Below are 23516 nucleotides of genomic sequence, written 5' to 3'. Positions count from 1 at the left end.
ATTGACGATTCAATAACTATTGGCTTTTTTTATGGAATAAACCAGTAAATGGTTATCGAACTGCAGATATTGAAAGGTATAGGTTTCGGAAAAATCGGCTCTGCAAACCTGACCTGAGAAAGTAGAGCTGCCGGGAGAAAAAGGGGCAATTTTTAATTCATTAATTAAATGAACATCTTTTTTTCCATACATTTTAATTAAACACTCTTTGGCACACCAATGCTGATAAAGATGTAAGATCTTGTTTTTCTCGTCAATATTATCCAGCTCATCTTCAGAAAGAAACCGATTGGCAATTCGATAAACCCGATCCGATAAATATTCCATATCCAGAGCTACAGTATATTTGTCTCCAATAAGAATTCCAACGTATGATTTTGTGTGGGATACACTAATGTTCAAGTCTGAGTTGATAAGATGAGGCTTGCCATGCTCATCATTTTCAATCAGAACATTTTCTCCTAAGCTCAATTGAAGCAGGCAACGTGTTGCCACAAATTCAATTTTACGGGATTGGCTTCCGAACGAGTTCAGTTTTACTTCTTCCTTGGGAGTTAAACTTACACTATGCAGCAGTTCTTCTAAAGGCTCAGAGGTTTTCCAAACAATTAGTCTGCATGAATTATTAATTTGTATTTGATTGCAAATTGGCATGAATCACAATATTAGCTTATTTCCATTTCAGACTTTCCATCAGACGAACAATATCTTTGTCGATGAATTGAATGACCGGAGTCAAGGAATCCTGATTAGGATGTTCCCGAAAATACAACGCACCTCTTAAGAAATGGTTTGTGCTGTCAGTTGCTACAAACTGAACCGATGATGCAGCATTGCCTTTGATCCGATAAATCATGCCATATACCTTTTCCTTGTCATTGATATAGATTTGCTCGGCAATAGCATCTGCCACAATAGAGTGTTTGTATGCCATTTTTCTCGAATCTTCCAGATACTTTTCCAGGTTGTTATCTACATTTTTATAACTAAGGTGAATGGTTGCATGGTATTCGGGATATTGAATGTTGAGCCAATATTTTTCAGCTCCCTTGCTTGCGTCCTCTTTAATTTCAGCCATTGATAAAAGATCGAAGCTATATGGAAAATCTGAATTCCAATTATGATATTCCTTTGCAGGAAAATTAATTCGAAAATAGGCTTTTGGTTTTGGAGTATATTTCTTTTTACAAGAAAAAGGCACCAAAGCGATAAGAATAAAAAGAAAGGTTAAAAGAATTCGATACAATTTCATAAGTTGTGGATGTAGATGCAAATGTTGGTTAAACATTTGTTTGTTAATGATACGAAATTACTTATTCGTAGGGAGTTTTGGTAGTATAAAACGAATTTTTTTGATTCGTCGGTTATCTACAGCTTCAACAATAAAGCGATGTTTTTTATATTTGAATTCTTCTTTTTTCTGTGGAATTTCACCTTTTATTTCAAGAAGTAAACCTGCTAGAGTTTCAGCATCACCTTTTATCTCATCAAAAATATCCGATCTAATATCTACAATCTTAAAGAAATCGTTTAGCGATGTTTTTCCTTCAAATAAGTAGGACCCATCTTCTTCTTTTGTATAAGTAGCTTTGCTGTCATCCGATTCATCGGTAATGTCTCCAACTATTTCTTCAATAATATCTTCCATGGTAATAATTCCTGAAGTGCCTCCATACTCATCAACAACAACCGCCATATGGTTTTTCTGAGTTTGAAATTCTTCCAGTAAATCATTTATTTTTTTTGTTTGAGGCACATAATAAGGGGGGCGGATAAGAGATTGCCAACGAAAAGTACTTGGTTTATGATGATGTGGAAGTAAATCTTTCACATATAATATTCCTTTTATATTGTCAAAGCTTTTGTCAAAAACAGGAATTCGGGAAAAGCCTGATTCAATAATTACCGATTTTAATTTGCTAAAGCTTGTTCGAACGTCTACAGCTACGGCATCCATTCTTGATATCATTATTTCCTCAACATTGATATTGCCAAAGTTTACGATTCCTTCCAATATTTCCATTTCTTCAGATATTTCATCGGCAGTTAATTCCAATGCCTGAGAAAGATCTACCATCGAGATATTCTGTTTTTTAGAAATCCGTTTGTTAACGATCGAGGTCGATTTGATAAGTACGATAGAAAGAGGTTGAAATACTTTTTCTAAATAATACAGCGGATAAGCAACAAATTTTGAAAAGTTCAGTGAAGTTTGAGTTGCATATACTTTGGGAATTATTTCGCCAAAAAGTAAAAGTAAGAATGTAATAATCACTACCTGAACTACAAAACCCAGCGTTGGAGCATTCGAAAAATCAATCAGAGAATTGGTGATAAAACTGGATAAGATTACTATCCCAATGTTTACAAAATTATTACCTATTAATATAGTAGCCAGCAACTTTTCAGGTTGGCTTAGTAATTTTAAAAGTTTTTTGTTTTTTGGATTATCATCTGCTCCCAAATCATTGATGTTTTGTGGCGAAAGAGAAAACAAAGCCACTTCTGATCCTGAAATCACTGCCGAACAAAACAAAAGAAGTACCATTATAAGCAAACTTACAATGGTACTTATATTTATAGAATAAAAAGCAATATCAGTATTGCTTAAAAAAAGTTTAGTAAATTCTTCAGTTTCCAATTTTATATGAAATTAGTTTTAAATAGGATGCCTAAAAAGGAAGATCATCCGTTTCTTCTGTTGCAGATGAGTCGGAAGACGTTTGTTGGGCGACTTCGGGACTACCTTGTGGTTCAGAACTACCTTCTGCTTTGCGGCCTAACATTTGCATGCTGGTGCCGAAAATTTCAGTCGTATATCTTTTTACGCCGTCTTTATCTTCCCAGTTACGTGTTCTGATTTGACCTTCAATGTAAATTTGCATTCCTTTTTTTACGTAAGTCTCTGCAATTTCGGCTAGTTTACGCCACAGTACAATATTGTGCCATTCTGTCTGGGTAACTTTTTCGCCATTTTTGTTGTTGTATGTTTCGCTGGTTGCAAGTGAAAAGTTACAAACGGCTACACCATTGTCAAGATATTTCACTTCTGGATCTTTACCAACATTTCCAACAAGAATTACTTTGTTTACTGACATATTTTGATTTTTTTTAATTTAACAATAGTTTAAAGATACAAACTTATTCTAAGATCATAATATTATTATGGATTATTTTTCAATAATTATATTTAAATGATCCTCAATCAGTTTCGGGAATGGGTATTTGGATATTTCGGAATGATTAATAATTAGATATCCACATTCATTTTTCATCTTGTCAATATCCATTTCGATGTGAATGAATTTTGTGTGTAAGTTTTGATGACTTAATTTATGAATCACATTTTTGGATACAGAATGAATAACCAATTCCTTATTTCCAAATAACTCTTTCCATTCAAAAGTTTGTAACAATTCATCCGTTGAAATAGGGTTACCATATTCAATTAAAGGATATTGGAACAAGTTCTCCCAAATGTCTTTTTTCTTTCTTTTTTCGATTAAAAACCGACTTTTACAAGATAGAAACAAATAGTAAAAATATCGGTTTTTAGTCTTAATTTGTTTCGATTTAATGGGGAATTGATCAACTTGTGCATTATTATAAGCAAAACAATTGGCGAGAATAGGACAGATATCACATTTAGGATTACGAGGAATGCATTGAAGAGCTCCAAATTCAATAATTGCCTGATTGTAGATCTCAGGTATGGCATTTCCCATTGTTTCGCTTGCTATTGCTTGAAAGTATTTTTTCCCTTCGGTACTGTCAATTGCTTTGCTAATGCCATATATACGTGACAAAACCCTATAAACGTTTCCATCAACTGCGGCATGTGGCAGATTGAAGGCAAATGAAGCAATCGCCGCTGCAGTATATGTGCCAATACCTTTTAATTTAAGAATCTCTTTGTAAGAGTTTGGAAAAACACCATGATATTCTAATTGAATAGTTTTTGCAGCAGTATGTAAATTTCGGGCCCGGGAATAATAACCTAATCCCTGCCATAGTTTTAATACTTCCTGCTCCTCTGCCTTAGCTAAATCGGAAATTGTTGGAAATTGTTCCAAAAAGCGATTAAAATAATCAATAGCTGAGGCTACTCTGGTCTGTTGAAGCATGATTTCTGATATCCATATTTGATACGGATCTTTTGTTTCCCGCCATGGTAAGTCGCGTTTGTTTTGCAAATACCAGCTTATGATTTGGTTACTAAGCATCTTGAAAATATTTGTCCTGATTTATTTTTTTTCAAATTTGGGTAAAAATAATTGTTTTCGATTTCATTAATAGCTAGAAATCATATATATTTGCATTCTGATTTGAGAAAATGATGATGTAAATAATTGATAATTAAAGATTTTTTAAGAGATGACTAAAGCAGATATTGTTAACGAGATTTCTAAAAACACAGGAATTGAGAAAATTACAGTACAAAAAACTGTTGAAGCTTTCATGGATACTATCAAAGGTTCTTTGGTAAAAGGCAAAAATGTGTATTTAAGAGGTTTCGGGAGTTTTATCGTTAAGAAAAGAGCAGAGAAAACTGCAAGAAACATTTCTAAAAACACAACAATTATTATTGCTGAGCACTTTATACCAGCTTTTAAACCAGCTAAAACATTCGTTAGTAAAGTTAAAACTAACGTAAAGTAGTCTTAGATTGTAATTAATTAAAAATATTGAAGATATGCCAAGCGGAAAAAAAAGAAAAAGACATAAGATGGCTACGCACAAGCGTAAGAAAAGATTAAGAAAAAACCGTCATAAGAAAAAGAAATAGATTCTTTTGAATTGATTGTTTGTAATAACAAAATAAATAAACCTAAAGAACTTTTTAGTACTTTAGGTTTATCTATTTGTAAGAACTGATTATCTTTATTAAAAATAAGAAAAAAAGTAGTGAGTAACGAGCTTGTAATTGATGTAACCCCTAATGAAATTGTAATTGCTTTACTAAGCAATAAGCAACTGATTGAGTTAACCAGAGAGAAAAGTAATCTTCAGTTTGCTGTTGGTGATATTTATCTGGGAAAAGTGAAAAAGATAATGCCGGGTCTTAATGCTGCATTTATTGATGTAGGATATGAGAAGGATGCTTTTTTACACTATTTGGATTTAGGTCATCAATTTAGATCTCTAAGCAAGTTCTTACAGCAAGCTTTAGCACGAAATGGTCGTAACTTATCTATCTCTAAAATGAAATTAGAGGCGGATATCGACAAAAATGGAAAAATATCCGAGATTTTAAAGTCGGGTCAGCATATACTTGTTCAGGTTGCAAAAGAACCAATTTCGACAAAAGGCCCTAGATTGTGTTCTGAAATTTCTATTGCCGGAAGAAATCTGGTATTAATGCCTTTCTCAGATAAAGTTTCCATTTCTCAAAAGATTAGCTCTGCCGAGGAGAAACTCCGACTGAAGAAACTCCTTCAAAGTATCAAGCCTAAGAATTATGGTGTAATCGTTCGTACGGTTGCTGAGGGAAAAAGAGTAGCTGCCCTTGATCAGGAATTAAGATCTCTTGTAGAAAAATGGGAGTCTGGTTTCGAGCACATTAGAGATGTAAATCCACCTAAATTAGTGTTGGGTGAAATGGATAGAACATCGGCTATTTTGCGTGATATTTTGAATTCTTCATTCGAGAATATCTATATCAATGATGCCAATGCGGCAAAAGATATTAAAAACTACATCGAAAGTATTGCTCCTGAGAAATCTAAAATTGTAAAGCATATTACAGGTGATGTGCCAATTTTTGATCAACTTGGTGTCGATAAACAAATCAAATCTTCTTTTGGGAAAACTGTTTCCTTCAAAAATGGTGCTTATTTAATAATTGAGCATACAGAAGCTTTTCATGTTGTTGATGTAAATAGTGGAAATCGTTCCAAAGCAGGAAACGATCAGGAGTCAAATGCAGTAGAAGTAAATTTAGCTGCGGCTGAGGAGATTGCCCGCCAACTTCGCCTGCGCGATATGGGAGGAATTATTGTTGTTGATTTTATTGATATGCATTCTGCCGAAAACCGACAGAAAGTTTTCGAGAAAATGAAAGAAATAATGGGGCTTGACCATACGAAACACAACATTTTACCATTGAGTAAATTTGGTTTAATGCAGATTACCCGCCAACGTGTTCGTCCTGAAATGAATGTTGAAATTCAAGAAGTGTGTCCAACTTGTTTGGGCTCAGGGAAAATAACTCCTGCAGTTCTGCTTACCGATCAGATAGAACAGAGTCTTAAGCGACTGGTTGATGAGCAAAATGACAAGAAGTTTACTTTAAAAGTACATCCTTTTGTTGCAGCATACATCAACAAAGGAATTTGGAATACATTGCGTAGAAAATGGCAATCTGAATTTGGAATAAAGCTTTCTGTTCGTGAAATTCCTTCTTACGATATGTTGGTTTATAAATTCTTCGATAAAAACAATCAGGAAATTGAGATGTTGTAATTAAGTTTTCAAAATTCCTGATTTGAGGGTTTTCGAAACTTTGTTATCATTTTGTTAAAGGCTTTGTTAAGGTGCTTTATAATATTAATTTTATGCGTTAAAGCATTTAAATTATAGCACATGAAACAAAAACTTCTTATTTTATTTCTTGGAGTTTTCCTTAACAGCCTTATCTCCGTTCAAGCACAAATTCGTGAAACGGTATCCTGGGATTTTTCAACAGAAAAAGTTAGCAACAATGAAGTTAACTTGGTTTTTACAGCCAAAATAGCCAACGAATGGCATCTTTATTCCCAGCATTTCCCGGATGGTGGTCCAATTCGGTTCAGTGCAACTTTTGCAGAATCGGATAATTATGAATTAATTGGAGATTTGGAAGAGATCACCAAGCCAAAATCAGAGTACGATGATATTTTTGAAATGGATATTCAGTATTTTGTTGGTGAGGCAATTCTAAAGCAAAAAATAAAATTACTGTCCGAATCAGCATTTTCAGTAAATGGGGAAATGGAATATCAAACATGCCGCGAAGGCGAGTGCGTGATGTTTACACCCGATTTTGAATTCAAACTGAATGCCGGTAAAACTTCTTCAGCAGTTGAGTCAACTCCTAAAGTGAAAGAGAAAATAAATCCGATGAAGAATCCTCGAAAGGAGTATACTTCATTGTGGTCTTTGTTCTTTATTTCATTTTCTTTTGGATTAATAGCTCTTCTTACACCATGTGTGTTTCCAATGATACCCATGACGGTTTCTTTCTTTATGCACAGTTCAGAAAACAGACGAAAAGCAATTTTTAATGCCGTTGTTTATGGAGTTTCAGTTATTGGTATTTACACTATTATAGGAACCATTGTCGCGGTAACTTTAGGACCAAGTTTTGCCAACTGGCTAAGTACTCATTGGATTCCGAACATCCTGTTCTTCATAATATTCTTGTTCTTTGCGTTTTCATTTTTTGGAATGTTTGAGATCACGATGCCAAGTTGGATTGTAAATAAGTCGGTAGCAAATGAAGATAAAGGTGGTATAGCAGGTTCATTTTTTATGGCATTTACATTGGTATTGGTTTCATTTTCGTGTACCGGCCCCATTGTTGGATCTATTTTGGTTCAATCGGCTGGAGGAGAGGTTTTGGAACCAATTGTTGGGATGTTTGGATTCTCTTTAGCTTTTGCATTGCCATTTACACTGTTTGCAATATTCCCATCGTGGTTGAACAACCTGCCTAAATCCGGAGGTTGGCTGAATTCAGTAAAAGTTATCTTAGGATTTTTAGAACTTGCATTGGGATTAAAATTTTTAAGTATTGCAGATCAGACTTATCATTGGGGATTGTTGGATCGTGAAATTTATTTGGGTATTTGGATCGTGATATTCACATTGATGGGATTTTATTTACTGGGTAAATTGAAGTTTAGTTACGATAGTGATATCAAATTTATTTCGGTTCCCCGATTAATGCTTGCAATAGTTTCGTTTTCATTTGTTGTTTATATGGTTCCCGGTATGTTTGGAGCTCCTTTAAAAGCTATATCCGGTTATTTGCCGCCCCAAACAACTCAGGATTTTGATATTTCTGCAATTGTTCGCGATCAATCCGGCACGAACAGTGTATCTGCATCAAAAGAACTTTGCGAAGCACCTAAATATGCTGAGTATCTTCATTTGCCACATGGGTTAAAAGGATATTTCGATTTTGAGCAAGGATTGGCTTGTGCAAAAGAGCAGAACAAGCCTATTTTTATTGACTTTACTGGACACGGATGTGTGAATTGCCGCGAGATGGAAGCCAATGTTTGGTCGGATCCGCGGGTGCAGAAAATATTAAGAGAAGATTATGTAATTATAGCCTTGTACGTTGATGACAAGCAAACATTGCCGGAATCTGATTGGATTACTTCAACTTATGATGGCAAAGTGAAAAAGACCTTAGGTAAGAAATATGCTGATTTTCAAATTACACGATTTGGTGTAAATGCACAACCTTATTATGTGCTTTTGGATAAAGCAGAAGAGACCTTGGTTGAACCAAGAGCTTATGATCTAAATGCAGATGCATTTGTTGAATTTCTTGAAAACGGAAAAAAAGAATTTAAGAACAGATAATAGTAATTACTGCATAGTTTTAAAGGTCGGGATGAATAATCATTTCGGCCTTTTTTTATGAGTAGTTGGTTAAGGACGACTTAATATTTATATTCATTATAGAGAGTTTGATGTGATTTTAATGGAAAGAATGCCTATTTTTAAAAGTTTGCCTTTTGAAAAATCAAAAATTAGGTAAGCCGCATTAATCTAAAGAAATTTAAATAAAACGTATGAAGAAATACGATGTGATTATTGTCGGAGCCGGTCCTGCCGGTATCTTTTGTGCTTATGAATTAGTAAAGAACAGAGATGATTTAAATATTTTAATCCTTGAAAAAGGGAGAGGAATGGACAAGCGGAAATGCCCTAAACATACCAATGGAGGAAAGTGTGTGCATTGTAAGCCGTGCAGTATTACTACCGGTTGGGCTGGAGCAGGGGCATTTTCTGATGGAAAACTTTCATTATCGCCCGAGGTTGGAGGCACTTTGCCCGATTATTTGGGTTTAGAGGAAACAATCAAATTAATAAAATATACCGATGAGGTGTATTTAGATTTTGGTGCCGCATCTGATATTCATGGGGAGTCGCTGAGCCTTGAAATGCAGAAGATCAGAAAAAAGGCTATTGAGGCAAATTTGAAGTTGGTGCATTGTCCTGTTCGGCATTTGGGCACTGAAAAAGCTCAGGAATTATACCGGAAATTATACGATTACCTTATTAATAGAGGTGTTGCAGTACATTTTAACTGCGCTGTTGAAAATCTGATTTTAGAGGAAGATAAAATCAAAGGAGTTAAAAATGGAAAGGGGAGTTACTTTGCCGATATAGTAATGGTATCAGTGGGAAGAGATGGCGCAGATTGGTTAATGAAGGAGTGCAGTAAGGAAAGCATTTCTACCGAAGTTGGAGTGGTAGACATTGGAGTTCGGTTAGAGTGCCGGAATGAGGTGATGAAGGATATTAATGACAATTTTTACGAGGCAAAATTGATTCATTATACACATACTTTTGATGACAAGGTGCGCACTTTTTGTTCAAATCCAGGTGGTTTTGTATCGTCGGAATATTACGATGATAATTTGGCTGTGGTGAACGGACATAGTTTTAAAGATTTGAAGAGTGATAATACTAACTTCGCTTTATTAGTATCGCAGAAATTTACAGAACCTTTTAAAGCTCCTATTGAGTATGGCAAGCACATTGCTCGTTTGGCAAATATGCTCACGAATAATCAAATAATGGTGCAACGATTCGGAGACTTGATAAGGGGGAGGAGAACAACGTCCAGCCGTTTGTATCGGAATAATATTATACCAACTTTGAAAGATGCTGTACCCGGAGATTTGAGTTTGGTTTTGCCTCATAGAATATTGAAAGATATCGAGGAAATGATTTTGGCTCTGGATAAAGTGACACCAGGTTTAGCCTCAGATGAAACATTATTGTATGGCGTTGAAGTAAAATTTTACAGCAATATCACTAAAGTGGATAATGGTTTTCAGTCTACTTCGGTTGAAAATCTTTATTTAGGTGGTGATGGAGCTGGAATTACCCGTGGCCTTATGCAGGCCTCGGTTAATGGAGTTGTTATTGCAAGAGAGATTTTAAAGAAAGTGTAATTACAGTTATTTTGTTGGTTGCTGATTCTATTGTTATCAGCAATCAGCTCAATAAATTTTTAATTGAAATTATTCTTTGGGTGTGGCAGGTAAAAACTAAATATACTTCCCTTGTTGGGTGTACTTTCAACAGCTGCCCAGCCGTCTGATTTTTGAACAATTCGCTTTACGATTGATAATCTTAATCCATTACATTCCACAAGATTATCTTCTAATTTCTGAGAATTGACAAAAAATATAACGCATTGTGGACAAACAAACTTTTAAGTATTTATTTGTGTTTGGATGTTATACTTTTGTTGAATCTCTAATAATTAATCTACTTGACAGGTTAATTGTTTTGGGTTCTAATATGTTGTTTTCGTGAATTCTTTGAAAAAGTCTTTCGGCTGCAATTTTACCAATTTCTATTCCCATTGGGTCAATTGTTGAAACCGGAGGGTTATACATTTGACTGAATGTATCTTCACAAAAGCCAATAACAGCTATGTCTTCAGGGATTTTAATTTTAGCTGCATACAACGCTTTCATGATTCCAGACATTGTGAGATCGCTAATTGCCAGGATTGCATCAGGGGGATTTGTTAATTCTAAAAGCTTTTTTGTTTCGTTTTCGGCTTCCTCCGATGACTGTCCTGTTATAATGAATTCCTCATTAATTTCTATACTATGTTTCTTTAATGCTTTCTTGTATCCACTAAGTCGGTTGCTGCTAATTAGTAAATTTGGATTCCCCAGACATATTGCAATTTTTCTTTTTCCTATCGAAATCAAATGTTCAACGGCATTGAATGCACCTGAAATATCATCAACTAAAACCATGTCTGCTTGAATGGATTTTGGAATTCGATCGAAAAAAACAATAGGAGTGTTATCCTCAATTAGAGCCGTGAAATGGCTTAAATTTTCGGTTTTTCGGGAAATGGAGACTAAAATTCCTTCCACATTATTGCTTTGCAGGATATCTACGTTATGCACTTCTCTTTCGTAGGATTCGTTGGATTGCAGAATCATTAAATTATAACCTCTTTTGTTTACTTCATTTTCAATCCCGTGAATAACAGAGGGGAAAAAAAACGGGGAAAGGGTAGGTACAATTAAACCAATTACTTTGCTTTTTTTATGTCGTAAGGACATGGCAACCGCATTTGGTTTGTATTTAAGCTGTTTGGCCATCATGCGTACGGCCTCTTTTGTAGCATTACTAATGTCCGGGTGATCTTTAAGAGCTCTGCTGACTGTAGATTTTGAAACGCCTAAGATTTTTGCAATGTCAATTATTGTAATGGCTTTATTAGTCATGAATAATATGTTTTCAAGATTATTTTCCGAAATCGTTTGAGATATTTTATTAAAAGTTATCAACTGCAACCGGTTGCACGACCGGTTGCAGTTTTAACACGCTGTTTTTAAAGCATTTGCATGTTGACTATTATTTCAGGATTACATATATTTGCTAGTATAATCTTAGCTAAGATAACGATTGCGAAAAAAAAACGAATCAACTAACTACTATTTCTTTGAAATACCTATGGGTGTAAATTTGAACAAAAAATTCCTTACATCCCAGATGTTTCATTCGTAATAGATTAATAAAATGAATTTATGAAACGAAAGATTCTTTTGACGTTTGCTAATCTTTTCCTTTTTATTGGATTGATTAATGCGCAAACAGGGATTTTAAAAGGGAACGTTACAGATAAGCTTTATGAAGAACCCTTAATTGGAGCATCTGTAGTTGTTAAAGGAACAACAAATGGTACTATTTCAAATATTGACGGGACTTATCAGTTGGAAAATATTGAAGCAGGTACCTATACTATTGTAGCATCTTTTATTGGGTACTCGAAAGTAGAGAAAGAAGTTACTATTATTGCAGATCAGGAAATTACTCTTGATTTTGATTTGTCTGCAGATTTAATTGGTTTGGATCAGGTTACTGTAACCGGTGTTGTGAATCAAAAATCGAACATTGAATCGAGTGTTGCGTTAACAACACTGAAACCAAAATTTGTTGAAGTTTTTGGAGCTGCAACTACGGCTGAACTATTTAAAGCAATTCCTGGTATCCGATCAGAGTCTTCGGGAGGTGAAGGAAATGCGAATATCGCTGTTCGTGGTATTCCAATTGCTTCAGGAGGTTCAAAGTTTCTACAAATTCATGAAGATGGTTTGCCGGTAATGCAGTTTGGAGATATCTCTTTTGGTAATGCAGATATTTTTTTAAGATCAGACAGAACTATTGGTCGTATCGAAGCCATTAAAGGAGGTAGTGCATCAACTTTTGCAAGTAATTCACCTGCCGGGATTATTAACTTTATTAGTAAAAATGGTGCGGTTGAAGGTGGTAGTATTGGAATGACCATGGGACTTGATTACAAATCACACAGAACTGATTTTGAGTATGGAGCTCCAATTGGAAATGGATTCCGCTTTCATGTTGGTGGATTTTTCCGCGAAGGAGAAGGTCCTCGAAATCCTGGATATACAGGTAATAGCGGAGGTCAGATAAAAGCCAATATCACTAAAGAATTTGAAAAAGGATATGTCCGCTTGTATTTTAAAGTTTTGGATGATAAATCAATTGCGTACATGCCTATGCCGGTAAAAGTGACCGGAACAAAAGGTGATCCTAAATATAAGTCGATTCCTGGCTACAGTATAACCGGCAGTTCTCTTCAAAGTCCAAATTTCATGCACGTATTAAGTGTGGATGCGAATGGAAACAGCAGAACCAGTAATATTGGCGATGGAATGCATCCCGTTTCGAAAGTTGTAGGTGGTGAATTTTCCTTCGACATTGGTGAGGGATGGCAGTTGAAAGAGAAATTTCGTTATGCGAACAATCACGGTTCATTTGTGGCTCCTTTTCCTGCTCAAATTGGAAATGCAAACGATATTGCTGAAAGTATTGCCGGTGCAGGATATAGTTTAAGCTATGCAAATGGTGCGAATGCTGGTGTTGCTTTAAATGATTCACAAATTGGTAATTTAAATAATAATGGATTATTGATGAGAACGATTCTTTTCGACGTTGATATGAACGACCTTGGCAATTTCACAAATGATTTTTATTTATCGAAATCATTTGATAAAGTTGATTTTACGGCTGGTTATTATAAAGCACAACAAAAAATTGGAATGACTTGGTTGTGGCAGACTTTCCTTACTGATATTAGTTCTGACGGACCGAGATTAATGAATATTGCAAGTGCTGACAATTCTTACTATAGCAGTAATGGTTTGATAGCACATGGTGTTCCATTCTGGGGAAATTGTTGTACCCGTGGTTACGATATGACTTATGATATTGATGCTGTTTATGCAAATGTTGGAATTGAAGTTACTGATCAATTAAATATTGAAGGTAGTGTTCGTTACGATATGGGTGATGTAACAGGTCATTATTTGTCAAATTATCAAGCTCCTGTTGATGTTGATAATAACGGAAGCATAACTCCGGTTGAAGAAAGTGTAACTGTTTTGGATAATGCAAATCCAATGCCTGTTGATTACGATTACAACTATGTTTCTTATTCTTTAGGTGCTAATTATAAGATCAATGACGATCAGGCTGTTTATACACGCTACAGTAAAGGTGGCAGAGCTAATGCCGACCGCTTGTTGTATTCTCCGTTTATCACTCCTGAAGGAGGAACTGTTGACGGACTGGATGCTGATGAAATTAAGCAATTCGAATTGGGATACAAATACAAATCTCCATCACTGGCTGTAATTGTTACAGGTTTTTATACTGATATCTCGGAACAGAATGAAGAGTTTGGTAAAATTATTAACAAGGAATTCACAACCTATGGTGCTGAATTCGAAGGGATTTATCAAAAATCAAATTTCAATGTGGCTTTTGGAGCAACTTACACACATGCCGAAATTGACAAAAGTTTAAACGCTGATGAAAAAGGAAATACTCCTCGAAGAGTACCTGATTTATTGTACAACATTACACCTTCATACGATTTCAACAAAGGCAAAACGTCTATCGGTTTTAGTTTGATAGGTACAACAAAGGTATATGCTCAGGATGATAATGGTATTGTGTTGCCAGGATATGCTTATGTGAATGCTTATGCCAGTCAGAACATTACCAAAGGTTTATCTATTCGTGCAAATATAAACAACTTGTTTAATACGATTGGATTTACTGAAATGGAAGGGGATTCTTTTGTTGAAAATACTACGAATTACATGCGAGCAAGACCTATTACAGGCCGGGCTTCAACTTTAAGTATTACATATACTTTTTAGCATATTAATATTGAAAAGCAGAGAATCGGGGGAGGTAAAGATCTCCTCCGAAACACTCAAAGTATGTCTTAAAGAATCAATGAACAACTAAAATATAAAATCATGAAGGGTGATATTATTGTAGTGGAAGAACACCATGTTAAGGTTGCAGGAAAAATTGCTCCCAGTTTGGTAGAGAAAATTAAAAATAAGGGCAAACGATATACAATTACCGTATCTGGTGAATCGGGAAGTGGAAAATCAGAAACAGGAAAGGCTATTGCCGATGAGTTGGAGAAGGAAGGAATAAAATCGGTATTGCTTGGACAGGATGATTATTTTGTTCTTCCTCCAAAATCAAATGATGCAAAAAGAAGGGAAGATCCTGAATGGTTAGGACCTCACGTCGAGGTTAAAATGGATTTAATGGATCAGAATTTAAAGGATGCAATTGATGGCAAAAATGAGATTGTAAAACCTTTGATTGATTACAACCAGAATAGTGTAGAAAATGAAGTAATTAACCTGGAAGGAATTCAGGTTGTGATTGCAGAAGGAACCTATACCAGTTTATTGAAAAATGTGGATACTAAGGTTTTTATTGCCCGAAATAGAATTGATACTTTGGAGCACAGACAAAAAAGAAACCGTGGTAAGGAGGTTGGTGATCCTTTTATTGAGCAGGTTTTAATAACCGAGCACAAAATAATCGCTGGTCATAAACAACTGGCTGATTTTGTAATCACAAAAGATTATGAATTGGAAATAAAATAATTAACTATTTTACCTTAAAGGAAATAACCGGGTATTATAATTCCAAGTTTAATGATTAATATCCTGATTAGATAGGAGGAGATGAAAGACATGAATGAGAATAAATCAATCATAAAATCGGGCCCAATGCTGAATGCTTATCCTGATAGTATTGGAGGAACTTTAGATGATATCATTAAATTTCTTAATAAAGATGAACTGGATGATGTATTTCAGTCATTCTATATTTTACCCAGCGTTTTTAATACCGATCTGGACAGAGGATTTTCCGTTATCGATTATAACCTGAACAAGATGTATGCTTCGAAGGAAAATTTAATCGAACTGAAAAAAATGAACATTGCGCTAAAGTTTGATTTTGTATTAAACCATTCTTCAGTTCTTTCCGGTCAGTTTCAGGATATTTTAAAAAATGGTGAAAATTCTAGGTATAAGGACTTTTTTATACAATGGAATAAATTTTGGAATGGATGTGGAGAAATAACGGAAAAAGGTTATATCCAGCCTGATGCAGAATACATCAAAGATATGTTTTTTAGAAAACCGGGTCTGCCGATTTTAATGGTTCGCATGCCCGATGGAAAGGAGGTTCCCTACTGGAATACTTTTTATCAGGAAGTGAAATATGAGAAAATCGATGCTCAGGATTTAATGACGGCTGCAGATATTCAATATGCCTCGGCCGATAAACTGGCGGAAATGGTAAATACAGCTATAGGTAAAGGAAAAAAGCCTGCAGAGATTGAATTTGGGAAATTTGACGAGTACCGAAAAGATACAATTGATTTACTGGAATCCAGAAGAAAATATCTTGGACAAATGGATCTTAATATTAAGTCTCCGTTGGTGTGGGAATTTTACGAGGATACCTTGAAAAAACTATCCGGTTATGGTGCTGAGATTATTAGACTTGATGCATTTGCATATGCACCCAAAGAACCTGGTCTGCCGAATTTTTTGAACGATCCGGGAACGTGGAATTTATTGGGAAGAGTGAAGGCTTTGGCCGATAAATATAATTTAACGCTCTTGCCCGAAATACACGCAAAGTACGAAGATAAAATGCATGAAAAATTAGCAAGTGAAGGCTATTTGACTTATGATTTTTTCTTGCCTGGATTAATTATAGATGCTTTTGAAAGAAACACAAATGAAGTTTTGATCCAATGGATTAAGGACATGTTGGAAAAAGATATCAAAGTTGTAAATATGCTCGGTTGTCATGATGGAATACCTTTATTGGATTTAAAAGGCTTGCTGACAGAAGAACAGATTCAGGTTTTGATTGACACTGTTGTTGAACGGGGAGGATTTGTGAAAGATCTGCATGGGCAAAAGAATATGTATTATCAGGTAAATGCAACGTATTACAGCGCATTGGGCGAAAATGATGCAAAACTTCTGTTGGCGAGAGCTATTCAAATTTTTATGCCCGGCAAACCTCAGGTTTGGTACCTCGATCTTCTTGCTGGAAAGAATGATCATGAAGCTGTCAAAAATGCCGGGGCTGGAGGGCACAAAGAAATCAACAGAACAAATTTGAAATTAGAGGAAGCATTCAATGAATTAGGGAAAGATGTGGTACTTAAGCAACTCTCTTTATTGAAATTTAGAAATAATTTCCCGGCCTTTGGTTTTGATGCTGAACTGAAAATTCTGGAATCCAAACCGGAATCACTAAAATTACAATGGAAAAATAATGGATGCATTGCCGCTTTTGATGCAAATTTGAAAAAATACACCTTCAATATAGTTGCGACCAACGAAAAAGGAGAGGTAGTATATAATTTCTAGTAGGATTATTTTATCCTTACATAAAAATAAAAAGATGGGAAATACTGATAATATACAAGGTATTACAAATATAAAACTGATTAAATGGCTGACATACATGATGTTTTTGATGTTTGCCATGACAACTGATGCAGTTGGGGTAATTATTCCGGAAGTAATGAAAACTTTCGATTTAAGCATGACAGCAGCAGGATTGCTGCACTATGGTCCGATGACAGCAATTGCTTTGGCTGGAATTTTCCTTGGGTTTTTAGCAGATAAATTGGGACGAAAGAAAACAATTATACTTGGCTTGCTTCTTTTTGTTGTTAATTCCTATCTGTTTATTATTGGAAATGCTTTTGCATTTTTCTTGACACTGATGGTAATTTCTGGAGCGGCCATTGGAATATTTAAAACTGGAGCCCTGGCTCTAATAGGTGATATTACGAAATCAACAAAAGAGCATACATCTACCATGAATGCGGTTGAAGGATTCTTTGGTGTTGGTGCTATTATCGGACCATTTATTGTAAGTTATTTTTTAACTCAAGGAGTAGATTGGAAATGGCTTTATGTTGTAGCAGCAAGTTTATGCGTTGTTCTGATTTTAATTGCCGTTAAGGTTAAATATCCCGAAACTCAAAAAAGGTCAGGTGAAGCCATTAATATAAGAAGAACCTTTGCAATGATTAAAGATCCTTATGCTTTTGGTTTTTCAATGGGAGCTTTTCTTTATGTTTCGGTTGAAGCAGCTATTTATGTTTGGATGCCTACTTTGATTAAAGGATATGATGGCAGCTTGTTGTTTATAGCCACTTATGCTTTGCCGATTTTCTTTATTTTGAGAGCTGGAGGACGATTTTTAGGTGCGTGGATGATGTCTCGTTTCAATTGGGCCGTGGTATTAAGTCTGTTTAGTTTTGCTATTTTGGTTTGTTTTGTTGGCAGCATGTTATTTGGAGTGGAAGCAACGGTATTCTTATTGCCGTTGTCCGGATTATTTATGTCTGTTATTTATCCAACCATCAATTCGAAAGGGATTAGTTGTTTTCCAAAATCCAGCCATGGAGCAGTTGCGGGAGTGATTCTGTTTTTTACAGCCGCCGGCGCTGCACTTGGACCATTGGCCATGGGAGCAATAAGCGATGCCTTTGGCAGCGATGCAAAGTATGGATTTATGCTTGCTACAGTTTTTGCTGTGATACTTTTTGCAGGAACAGTTTATAATTTGATGGTAGATCCGACAAAAAAGAGGTTACAGGATTTGGATAAAAGTGAGTATGATATTGAAGTAAGTTTGGAAGTTTAATTATTAATATTGCTTAGGGAGTAAGCTTTATAAAAAAATAGGTTGCTGATGATTCAGCAACCTATTTATTTTGGTATATTCCTTCTGATATTAGTGTAAATTCACGTCCTTCTTCTATGTTTACCAGTTTAAAGAAACTGCAGTTGATGCAATTTAGCAGTTTATCTTCCAGCCTGCCTTGAATTTCCGAATCACAAAGAGTGCCTTCAACTGTCCAGCAATATCTGCCGGAGTTTGATCCGCCGTTAATTCCGTCGTGATAAGGAAGCGTACTTGCCGGGCATGTCCCTAATTCTTTAGAGTTTATTCCTCCGGTTTCCCTGCCACACTTGTAATATTCCCAACAGTTTAATTCTTCCATATCAATATAAAATACCGATTAAAAATAGATTATAAACTCCTGGGAGTCAAAATTTATAGAGCAAGAACTTTTGCTATTTGGCAAACGAATTGTAATCAATGGTAAACATTGAATTTTCTGACCTTTAAACATGATCTGGATTCGTTATTTTGCCTGATTTATTATCACTTACGATCAGTTTTTCAGCCCTTCTTCCAATGTTGAAGTATTTCAGTATCGGTCACACCTTCCATATTCAGCAATTGTTTATAAGGATCTCCCTCTAATTGCAATAATTTGGCAAATGCCGGTTCTGTTTTTAAACCTTCTTTTTTTAATTGAATTACATTAAGCCTGAATTCTTCGCCAAGTAACTCCAGAATACGATGCTCAATCAGCATATGGCGATAGGAATTTTGATCAGTAGCAGGAAAAAGAGAACCAAATATTTCAAACGGAAAATCTTGATAGGTAAAACTTGCCACCACAACCCAGTATCCATTTTTTTCTTTTTGTTGTATTTTAAATCCTTTTTGATCTTTAAACAGATTTTCCATTTTCCGTTCAAATTTATCAGCATCCATAAATCTGCAGGTAATATCCAAATCACTTGATTCTATTGAAATTCCAATTGGAATGGTTCCTGTTAAAATTGGAGAATACTCTGCCAGAAGATTGAAAACCTGAAGGTCATTTAAACTTTTAAATGCTTTTTTCTGAATTGCCGACCCCGAATTGAGGTATGAAATATCCTGCCAGTTCATCTATGTTGATTTAAGTTGTTTTTTCAAAATTTCCTTAGCTTCTGTTATGTTTGAGTATTCAAAGCACTGTAAATCGGAGCACCCGCGAATCATTGCAGAGGTCGTTTTGCCGTTTAATTTCCGATACAAACATATTATGGGTTTATTCATGTCGATAGCCCTGCCAATTTCGTATCCTACACCAAGTGATGGGACTGTTACTTCAGCAATTACAATATCCGATTCTTTTACCCATGCTACATCCCTATCGTGTATTTCCTTATCGGTTATGGTAGTATCGATCGTTTTTGATCCAATATGCTCGGTTAAAACAGTTCCATATTGTTTCAATTCCTGAATCAGTTCTGCATACAAATCGGTGTCTTGCTGTCCTCCACGAATCGATCCTGAAAAATATATTTTCATCTGTTTTTTTTTTAGTTGTTATATGAAATTTTCCATGAACCAATAATCATGTTCCTGTGCATTACAATTGTCTGTTATTGACGTTTCATGTTGTTTTTATTCTCTTTAAGGATTACAATACCTCGAGGCTTGCCCCGGGATTTTTACTTTTAAGCTTTTTAGAGGTGTAAGTTAGTTTAGTTGTTCCTGAACCTTTTCGGGAATCAATCTTTTTAATCCTTTTGCCTGAGGTGAATTCACATCAACATACTTCCAGTTGTCTGATTTTATATCAGCAATTGCCACCATCGATCGGTGTGCCTGAATGGTAAATGAATTCGATGTTTCGTGATATTTTACATTTTCTTTGCCAAATTCCTGCTCAAATTGAGGTTGCATTAAAGAGCTGCCTTGCGACATCAATCCGGTAAGTTTAACTTTAATAATTCCGTAGTATTGAATTTTGCAATATTTCTCTTTCCCATAATCCACTACCTTCGATATTTTGTCGATAGAATGAAAGTCGGTTGTCATTTTAACACCCAAATTATCCATCTGTTCCAAAACCATCAGCATGTTATCCTTGCTCATCATTTCAAACATGGGTGGATACATCATATCGGTAACCGTATTCCATTGTTTGTTATTAAATGCAGTTGTGTAATTCCGCAGATCTTTTTCGAAATGTTGTTTCAGTTGTGTTTGAGCAAATCCTGTTGTAATTACAAAGCCCAGCAAAAGTAATAGTGAAATCCTCTTCATATCATCCGTTTTAAAATTCTCAGGAAGATAATAAAAAGCTTTTAGCAAATGGAATTAAAAATTGTTAAAACAAGCAGCCTCAACATCCTGCAGTCAACCTTTTGTTTCGTAAAGTTTATTATGCCTTTTTAAAATCAAAAGGAGTCGGTATTAGAAATAGGCTGGGTATTATTCAGGGACAACCGGGTAAAGTTTAGGGGCTTAAACTTTTTAATCAGTCGGTTTTTTCCATTCGTAGATATGCTGCAACTTAAGTAGGTAATCTTTTTTTTCCAAAAAATGGTCTTCTACCCAAGCAGAATGTCTTTTATTCATAGCTAAAGTATCTTCAACAAAAGCAGATGGTCTTTTATTCATAGCCAAAGTATCTTCAACAAAAGCGGATGGTCTTTTATCCATTAGCAAATGCACTTCTATTTATGCAGATGATACTTTGGTGATGAGTAAAGGTACTTCTTCGTAAGGCGATGGTCTTTTTTTTTCCGGAATATGAGCTTCACCCAAACGGATGGTACCTTTTTTATCAGTAAATGTGCTTCCTTTTTTGTTGAAGATACTTTGGCGATCAGTAAATGTGCTTCCGTTTTTGCTGAAGATACTTTGGTGATCAGTAAATATGTTTCCGTTTTTGTTGAAGATACTTTGGTGATCAGTAAATGTGTTTCCGTTTTTGTTGAAGATACTTTGGTGATCAGTAAATGTGTTTCCGCTTTCGCTGATGATACTTTGATGATCAGGAAATGGGTATTTACCCGTGCAAGCAGGGGGCAATTAGGAGGAAATCATCCGGTGATATTTTTAGGCTATGCTTATGGCAGTGTTAATATAGGATATAAAAGTTTTGTTTAACTTGGCTTACTCATAAAAGAGAATTATTTTAGAAGGGGAATATCGATTGCCTTATTGATTTGGTATCTTTAATAGGATGTAAAGAAACAAGTTATTCTTGCACAATGTACGGTTTGGAAACAAATAAGGGGTTTTGGGTGACAAAGTAAAAAGGAATTATGTTTCATGTCATAGCTTTCGGGCTGCATACAATCAGAAAATTAATATGATCGAAAAAAAGGATGATTATTTAGACAATCATTACATACATAGAAGTAATTGGTTGAGAGCAGCAGTTCTTGGTGCAAATGATGGAATTTTATCAACGGCGAGTCTTGCTATTGGTATTGCTGCAGCAACAGATATTCGAGAACCTATTGTGTTGGCAACTGTAGCGGGATTGGTTGCAGGGGCATTGTCAATGGCGGCAGGAGAGTATGTTTCAGTAAGTTCTCAAACAGACGTGGAGGCATCGGATATTGAAAGAGAAATACAAGAGTTGGAAGAAATGCCTGAAATTGAGTTGCAGCGATTGGCAGAAATTTACGAAAAAAGAGGATTGAAAAAAGAAACAGCATTAACTGTTGCAATAGAATTAACCGAGCACGATGTATTGGGTGCACATATTAGAGATGAATTGGGAATTAATGAAATCAGTAAAGCCAAACCAATACAAGCCGCTTTTGCCTCAGGTGCCGCATTTAGTGCAGGAGGAGTACTACCCCTTTTGGTCACTCTTTTTTTACCCTTAAAAAATATGGAGTATTCTCTTTATTGTTTTACGATCTTCTTTTTGATCCTTTTGGGTGCATTAGCGGCTAAAACAGGTGGTTCAAGCGTAAGCAGAGCAATTATTCGAATTACATTTTGGGGAACTATTGCAATGGGACTTACGGCGGTAGTTGGATATTTATTTGGAGTCGCTATTTAATTAAATCCTAAAAAGAAACGGTGCACATTGGCATTTAGGTATAAATCATTTGCCAATATCTTAAATCTGAAAAAAAACAAAGACCAATTCCCTGGAATTGGTCTTTGTTTTAGTCATTAAGAACTTCCTTAAGTAGGAGTTGCCGGCAGGGAATTACTGCAATCTGATCTTGCAGTTATTTGCTCTGATATTCAGTTTAGAAAAGGCTTTTTTATCGCCGACACGACCTTTTGCCACAAAAGTCTTTTTATCAGCAGTTTCTTTATTCGATAAAATGAAGTCTTTCGAATTATCGAATTTTACTGACTTGTGATTGATTTCATAATCAATTTGAGCACCTTCCATAAAGCTAAGGCCAATATCTCCGTATTTCGAGTCTATTTTAATAAATGAAAACATGTTGTTGATATTGAAGATATTGATGTGTCCAAATTTCTGATCGTAGTCAACTTCACCTCCCATTTGGCTGATTTCAATCTTACTAAAGTTTGATGATCCATATAGGTATTCTAATTCTTTAATGTCGAATTTATCCCTGGCAGATGTCATGCTAATGTTATCGGCCACGCCAATTGTAAATTCTGAATCACGACTTTCTCCGGTTAGTTTGTTGGCATTTTCGATAGTCACGTTCGAGTTGGCCACATTTAATTTGGAATCTTTCAGTTGTTTCACTTTAAAAGTACATCCAGTAATTGCAAAGCTGTTTTCGCCGTTTAAGCTCTCAGCAGTAAAGTTGCCATTGGTCAAATCAAGATTTATATTGCCATCATGACTGTCCATAAAAACATCTCCATCTTTTTGGATAATTTCTAATTTTACGTTGGAAGGCAGCTGAACGGTGTAATTTATCTTTATTTCCCCTTTGTTGAAAAGGGAATTGGTGAGTTTTTTTAGTGCGAAAAAACCTCCAAATACGGTTTCTGCAGATAGTTGAGCTTCTCCTTCCGTAAATTCGATATTGATATCGTCGGTCATCCTTTTTGTTTTCTCATCATCCGAACCCACAACACTAATCAGTACCTCGAATTTAATTTCAGGATTGTCCCAATGTTTAATCTGAATTTTACTGTATTTCGATTCAATTTTAAGATTTTCTCCGGCTTTAAATGTCTTTTCAATTTTCTTGTGTTTGGTGATCGCATTTGCTGATCCAACACAAACGCAGATGCTAAAAAGTGCAAATAGTAATCGTTTCATAGTATTTGTATTTATTATTTTAGAATTA

At 35.3% G+C, this 23516-nt stretch carries 22 protein-coding genes; 10 read left to right on the top strand and 12 right to left on the bottom strand.

Going from position 1 to position 23516, the window contains the following annotated elements:
* Window positions 1–9: 9 nt before the first annotated feature.
* The 5 genes from ACKU4N_RS17560 to mutY all read right to left on the bottom strand — a co-directional run bounded on the left by ACKU4N_RS17560 (window position 10) and on the right by mutY (window position 4223).
* Window positions 10–654: a 4'-phosphopantetheinyl transferase family protein gene (locus ACKU4N_RS17560; RefSeq protein WP_321318593.1), complete on the bottom strand. Its 645-nt coding sequence runs from the start codon at window positions 652–654 to the stop codon at window positions 10–12.
* A gap of 16 nt (window positions 655–670) precedes the next feature.
* A complete protein-coding gene (gene gldD / locus ACKU4N_RS17555) occupies window positions 671–1252 on the bottom strand; it encodes a gliding motility lipoprotein GldD (protein WP_321318591.1) in 582 nt (193 codons plus the stop codon).
* A gap of 57 nt (window positions 1253–1309) precedes the next feature.
* Complete coding sequence (gldE, locus tag ACKU4N_RS17550) at window positions 1310–2641, bottom strand: gliding motility-associated protein GldE (protein ID WP_321318590.1); 1332 nt, start codon at window positions 2639–2641, stop codon at window positions 1310–1312.
* Between the two features lie 31 nt (window positions 2642–2672).
* Window positions 2673–3098 carry a single-stranded DNA-binding protein gene (locus ACKU4N_RS17545; protein WP_321318588.1) on the bottom strand — a complete coding sequence of 142 codons (426 nt, stop codon included), beginning with the start codon at window positions 3096–3098 and terminating at the stop codon, window positions 2673–2675.
* Between the two features lie 72 nt (window positions 3099–3170).
* Window positions 3171–4223, bottom strand: coding sequence for an A/G-specific adenine glycosylase (mutY, locus tag ACKU4N_RS17540; protein ID WP_321318587.1), 1053 nt, complete (start codon window positions 4221–4223; stop codon window positions 3171–3173).
* Between the two features lie 151 nt (window positions 4224–4374).
* On the opposite strand from mutY, the gene ACKU4N_RS17535 reads away from it, so the two are divergent.
* The 4 genes from ACKU4N_RS17535 to ACKU4N_RS17520 all read left to right on the top strand — a co-directional run bounded on the left by ACKU4N_RS17535 (window position 4375) and on the right by ACKU4N_RS17520 (window position 10175).
* Window positions 4375–4659 carry an HU family DNA-binding protein gene (locus tag ACKU4N_RS17535; RefSeq protein WP_101259605.1) on the top strand — a complete coding sequence of 95 codons (285 nt, stop codon included), beginning with the start codon at window positions 4375–4377 and terminating at the stop codon, window positions 4657–4659.
* Between the two features lie 246 nt (window positions 4660–4905).
* The gene (locus ACKU4N_RS17530; protein WP_321318583.1) at window positions 4906–6462 is read left to right on the top strand and encodes an Rne/Rng family ribonuclease; all 1557 of its coding nucleotides are present in this window, start codon (window positions 4906–4908) and stop codon (window positions 6460–6462) included.
* Between the two features lie 120 nt (window positions 6463–6582).
* Window positions 6583–8571 (top strand): protein-disulfide reductase DsbD family protein, encoded by a 1989-nt coding sequence (locus tag ACKU4N_RS17525; RefSeq protein WP_321318580.1) that lies wholly within the window; start codon window positions 6583–6585, stop codon window positions 8569–8571.
* A 212-nt stretch (window positions 8572–8783) separates the two neighbouring features.
* Window positions 8784–10175 carry an NAD(P)/FAD-dependent oxidoreductase gene (locus ACKU4N_RS17520; protein WP_321318578.1) on the top strand — a complete coding sequence of 464 codons (1392 nt, stop codon included), beginning with the start codon at window positions 8784–8786 and terminating at the stop codon, window positions 10173–10175.
* Window positions 10176–10463: 288 nt separating this feature from the next.
* On the opposite strand, the gene ACKU4N_RS17515 is transcribed toward ACKU4N_RS17520, so the two are convergent.
* Complete coding sequence (locus tag ACKU4N_RS17515) at window positions 10464–11477, bottom strand: LacI family DNA-binding transcriptional regulator (RefSeq protein WP_321318575.1); 1014 nt, start codon at window positions 11475–11477, stop codon at window positions 10464–10466.
* A 303-nt stretch (window positions 11478–11780) separates the two neighbouring features.
* Here ACKU4N_RS17515 and ACKU4N_RS17510 point away from each other — a divergent pair, with 303 nt between their 5' ends.
* From ACKU4N_RS17510 to ACKU4N_RS17495, 4 genes are all read left to right on the top strand, one after another.
* Window positions 11781–14441: a TonB-dependent receptor domain-containing protein gene (locus ACKU4N_RS17510; protein ID WP_321318574.1), complete on the top strand. Its 2661-nt coding sequence runs from the start codon at window positions 11781–11783 to the stop codon at window positions 14439–14441.
* A 102-nt stretch (window positions 14442–14543) separates the two neighbouring features.
* Window positions 14544–15194, top strand: a complete 651-nt coding sequence (locus ACKU4N_RS17505; RefSeq protein ID WP_321318572.1) for a uridine kinase family protein — start codon at window positions 14544–14546, stop codon at window positions 15192–15194.
* Window positions 15195–15275: 81 nt separating this feature from the next.
* On the top strand, window positions 15276–16988 hold the full coding sequence (locus ACKU4N_RS17500; RefSeq protein WP_321318569.1) for an alpha-amylase family protein: 1713 nt from the start codon (window positions 15276–15278) through the stop codon (window positions 16986–16988).
* A 34-nt stretch (window positions 16989–17022) separates the two neighbouring features.
* Complete coding sequence (locus ACKU4N_RS17495; RefSeq protein WP_321318567.1) at window positions 17023–18279, top strand: MFS transporter; 1257 nt, start codon at window positions 17023–17025, stop codon at window positions 18277–18279.
* 61 nt (window positions 18280–18340) lie between these two features.
* On the opposite strand, the gene ACKU4N_RS17490 is transcribed toward ACKU4N_RS17495, so the two are convergent.
* The 5 genes from ACKU4N_RS17490 to ACKU4N_RS17470 form a co-directional block, all read right to left on the bottom strand.
* Window positions 18341–18640, bottom strand: coding sequence for a two-CW domain-containing protein (locus ACKU4N_RS17490; protein WP_321318565.1), 300 nt, complete (start codon window positions 18638–18640; stop codon window positions 18341–18343).
* A 182-nt stretch (window positions 18641–18822) separates the two neighbouring features.
* Complete coding sequence (locus ACKU4N_RS17485; protein ID WP_321318562.1) at window positions 18823–19383, bottom strand: DUF4269 domain-containing protein; 561 nt, start codon at window positions 19381–19383, stop codon at window positions 18823–18825.
* Complete coding sequence (locus ACKU4N_RS17480; RefSeq protein WP_321318560.1) at window positions 19384–19788, bottom strand: nucleoside 2-deoxyribosyltransferase; 405 nt, start codon at window positions 19786–19788, stop codon at window positions 19384–19386. It abuts the gene before it with no gap.
* Window positions 19789–19959: 171 nt separating this feature from the next.
* The gene (locus tag ACKU4N_RS17475) at window positions 19960–20529 is read right to left on the bottom strand and encodes a hypothetical protein (RefSeq protein ID WP_321318558.1); all 570 of its coding nucleotides are present in this window, start codon (window positions 20527–20529) and stop codon (window positions 19960–19962) included.
* Window positions 20530–20739: 210 nt separating this feature from the next.
* The gene (locus ACKU4N_RS17470; RefSeq protein ID WP_321318557.1) at window positions 20740–20928 is read right to left on the bottom strand and encodes a hypothetical protein; all 189 of its coding nucleotides are present in this window, start codon (window positions 20926–20928) and stop codon (window positions 20740–20742) included.
* Window positions 20929–21018: 90 nt separating this feature from the next.
* Between ACKU4N_RS17470 and ACKU4N_RS17465 the strand changes: the two genes are divergently transcribed.
* Together ACKU4N_RS17465 and ACKU4N_RS17460 are read left to right on the top strand one after the other, a co-directional pair.
* Window positions 21019–21378 (top strand): hypothetical protein, encoded by a 360-nt coding sequence (locus ACKU4N_RS17465; RefSeq protein WP_321318555.1) that lies wholly within the window; start codon window positions 21019–21021, stop codon window positions 21376–21378.
* A 205-nt stretch (window positions 21379–21583) separates the two neighbouring features.
* A complete protein-coding gene (locus ACKU4N_RS17460) occupies window positions 21584–22288 on the top strand; it encodes a VIT1/CCC1 transporter family protein (RefSeq protein ID WP_321318552.1) in 705 nt (234 codons plus the stop codon).
* 153 nt (window positions 22289–22441) lie between these two features.
* Here ACKU4N_RS17460 and ACKU4N_RS17455 read toward each other — a convergent pair whose 3' ends face one another.
* On the bottom strand, window positions 22442–23488 hold the full coding sequence (locus ACKU4N_RS17455) for a hypothetical protein (RefSeq protein ID WP_321318550.1): 1047 nt from the start codon (window positions 23486–23488) through the stop codon (window positions 22442–22444).
* Window positions 23489–23516: the final 28 nt, after the last annotated feature.

It is taken from the genome of Labilibaculum sp., assembly GCF_963664555.1.
Taxonomy (GTDB): domain Bacteria; phylum Bacteroidota; class Bacteroidia; order Bacteroidales; family Marinifilaceae; genus Labilibaculum.
Note: the sequence above shows the minus strand (reverse complement) of the source record. Positions and strands in the feature narration are given on the sequence as shown.